At 57.8% G+C, this 223-nt stretch carries 1 pseudogene; it reads right to left on the bottom strand.

Annotated elements, in window-relative coordinates:
- Positions 1-223: pseudogene (locus EGN72_RS00080) on the bottom strand (hypothetical protein); the annotation flags it as partial.

Genomic DNA, 223 nt, shown 5'->3' with positions numbered 1-223 from the left:
CACGGGTGATTTCCAGCCGTGGGCTGAGTGTTTGCGGCGTGGGTTGTAGAAGCCGTTGATGTATTCCGTTGCCCGGCAATGGTTTGCTTGCAAACCATGAGAGGGGAAGAGCGCGATCTCGACCTCGCGGCGGGTCTGCCAGTTCCTTCGCCAGACCAGTTCGGCTTTCAGCGACTTGAAGAAGCTTTCGACCGTTGCCCGGCAGGCGATGTGCAAAGCAAAT

This window comes from Pseudorhodobacter sp. E13, from assembly GCF_003991405.1.
In the GTDB taxonomy this organism is placed as follows: domain Bacteria; phylum Pseudomonadota; class Alphaproteobacteria; order Rhodobacterales; family Rhodobacteraceae; genus Pseudorhodobacter.
Note: the sequence above shows the minus strand (reverse complement) of the source record. Positions and strands in the feature narration are given on the sequence as shown.